General features: G+C 53.0%; 2 rRNA genes (1 of these 2 running past the window's edge). Both read right to left on the bottom strand.

Annotation, left to right across the window (positions count from 1 at the left end):
• Positions 1–27: 27 nt before the first annotated feature.
• Positions 28–139 (bottom strand): 5S ribosomal RNA (rrf, locus tag LGH74_RS24725).
• Positions 140–229: 90 nt separating this feature from the next.
• Positions 230–2,844, bottom strand: a 23S ribosomal RNA gene (locus LGH74_RS24720) (it continues 296 nt past the right edge of the window).

Below are 2,844 nucleotides of genomic sequence, written 5' to 3'. Positions count from 1 at the left end.
GCGCGGAGGGGGCATTGGCAAAGAAAAGGTTGGCGGCGACCGACTCTCCCGCCGGTGAAGGCAGTACCATAGGCGCTACGGGGCTTAACTGCTCTGTTCGGAATGGGAAGAGGTGAACACCCGTGCTAAAGCCACCATTAAGGTGTCAGTATCACGTAAAGGATTACGATGATCTGTCAAAACGTTGACGCAGGAGACGAATAAGAAAGAAGAAAAGCGGGAGCGTGTATACTAGAAGCGCTCGGGTCATTAGTACGGCTCGGCTCGACCATTTCGGATCTTCGACCTGCCGCCTATCAACGTGGTAGTCTACCACGACCCTTAATATGGGATATCTCATCTTGAGGTGAGTTTCGCACTTAGATGCTTTCAGCGCTTATCTCATCCCAGCGTCGCTACCCGGCGCTGCAGCTGGCGCCACAACCGGTGCACGAGCGGCTAGTCCAACTCGGTCCTCTCGTACTAAAGTCAGGTCCTCTCAAATATCCAACGCCCACCACAGATAGGGACCGAACTGTCTCACGACGTTCTGAACCCAGCTCGCGTGCCACTTTAATCGGCGAACAGCCGAACCCTTGGGACCTTCTCCAGCCCCAGGACGTGACGAGCCGACATCGAGGTGCCAAACCTCCCCGTCGATATGAGCTCTTGGGGGAGATCAGCCTGTTATCCCCGGCGTACCTTTTATCCTTTGAGCGATGGCCCTTCCATGCGGAACCACCGGATCACTATATCCGTCTTTCGACCCTGCTCGGCTTGTAGGCCTCACAGTCAAGCCCGCTTCTGCTATTGCGCTCTGCGTACGGTTACCAAGCGTACTGAGCGGACCTTTGAAAGCCTCCGATACTTTTTTGGAGGCGACCACCCCAGTCAAACTACCCACCAGACACTGTTTCCCGGTTAGAGATTAGGCGCCAAGCAACACAAGGGTGGTATTTCAACGTTGACTCCACGATACCTAGCGGCACCGCTTCATAGTCTCCCACCTATCCTACACATGTGTTACCCAGCGTCAATGTCAAGCTATAGTAAAGGTGCACGGGGTCTTTCCGTCCCGTGGCGGGTACTCGGCATCTTCACCGAGACTACAATTTCACCGAGCTCACGGCTGAGACAGCGCCCAGATCGTTACACCATTCGTGCAGGTCGGAACTTACCCGACAAGGAATTTCGCTACCTTAGGACCGTTATAGTTACGGCCGCCGTTTACCGGGGCTTCGATTCAAACCTTCGCCTTGCGACTAAGTTCCCCTCTTAACCTTCCGGCACCGGGCAGGTGTCAGGCCTTATACTTCCTCTTACGAGTTCGCAAAGCCATGTGTTTTTGTTAAACAGTCGCCTGGGCCTTTTCACTGCGGCTTCTCAGTATTGCTACTGAGGAAGCGACCCTTCTCCCGAAGTTACAGGTCCATTTTGCCGAGTTCCTTGGCCGTGATTCACTCGAGCACCTCAGGATTCTCTCCTTGACTACCTGTGTCGGTTTGCGGTACGGGTTACTCTTTCATTAAAACGCTTAGCAGGTTTTCTTGGCAGTCTGATTAGGTACACTATCCCGTTGGCCGAAGCCGCCAGGTACTATCATGTTTCAGCAAAGTCGGCGGATTTACCTACCAACCCTATACCTACGCACTTCAACGGGCACTTCCGTCCGCCCGCGGTACTTTCACTTCTGCGTCACTGCATCACTTAAAAGAGTAAGTGCTGGAATATCAACCAGCTGTCCATCGACGTAGCCTCTCGGCGTGGCCTTAGGTCCCGACTAACCCTGATCCGATTAGCGTTGATCAGGAAACCTTAGTCTATCGGTGGGCGGGTTTCTCACCCGCCTTATCGTTACTCATGCCTACATTTGCTTTTCTAGCCGCTCCAGCAACCCTGACAGGTCACCTTCACCGCTGACTAGAATGCTCCCCTACCACTTACACAAGAGTGTAAATCCATTGCTTCGGTACCGGACTTGATGCCCGCGTATTATCGATGCCCTCTCGCTCGACCAGTGAGCTGTTACGCACTCTTTAAAGGAATGGCTGCTTCCAAGCCAACCTCCTGGCTGTCAAAGCAAGTGGACCTCCTTTGTTCAACTTAGTCCGAATTTAGGGACCTTAGCAGATGGTCTGGGTTCTTTCCCTCTCGGCCTGGGACCTTAGCACCCCAAGCCTCACTGCCGGCTATATTACTAGGCATTCGGAGTTCATCAGGATTCGGTAGGCTATGACACCCCCTAGTCCTATTGGTAGCTCTACCTCCTAGTAACTCAACGCCGACGCTGTACCTAAATACATTTCGGGGAGTACGAGCTATTTCTCAGTTTGATTGGCCTTTCACCCCTACCCTCAAGTCATCCAAATCCTTTTCAACGGAAACTGGTTCGGACCTCCAGTTGGTTTTACCCAACCTTCATCCTGCTCAAGGGTAGATCACAAAGTTTCGCGTCTACCCCCTCTGACTCTGCGCCCTATTCAGACTCGCTTTCGCTGCGGCTCCATGACTTGAGTCATTTAACCTTGCCAGAGAGGAGTAACTCGTAGGCTCATTATGCAAAAGGCACGCCGTCAGCCCACTAAAGGCCTCCGACCGCTTGTAAGCACACGGTTTCAGGTTCTTTTCACTCCGGTATTCCCGGTTCTTTTCACCTTTCCCTCACGGTACTGGTTCACTATCGGTCTCTCAGGAGTATGTAGCCTTAGCGGATGGTGCCGCTGGATTCAGACGGGGTTTCTCCGGCCCCGCCCTACTCAGGAATCCTCTACCGTACCTAAGTCGCTCGCCTACGGGATTCTCACCCTCTATGATCGACTTTCCCACGTCGTTCAGCTAAACTTAGATAATCAGATGTTGAGGTCC

Source organism: Hymenobacter lucidus (genome assembly GCF_020447265.1).
Taxonomy (GTDB): domain Bacteria; phylum Bacteroidota; class Bacteroidia; order Cytophagales; family Hymenobacteraceae; genus Hymenobacter; species Hymenobacter lucidus.
Note: the sequence above shows the minus strand (reverse complement) of the source record. Positions and strands in the feature narration are given on the sequence as shown.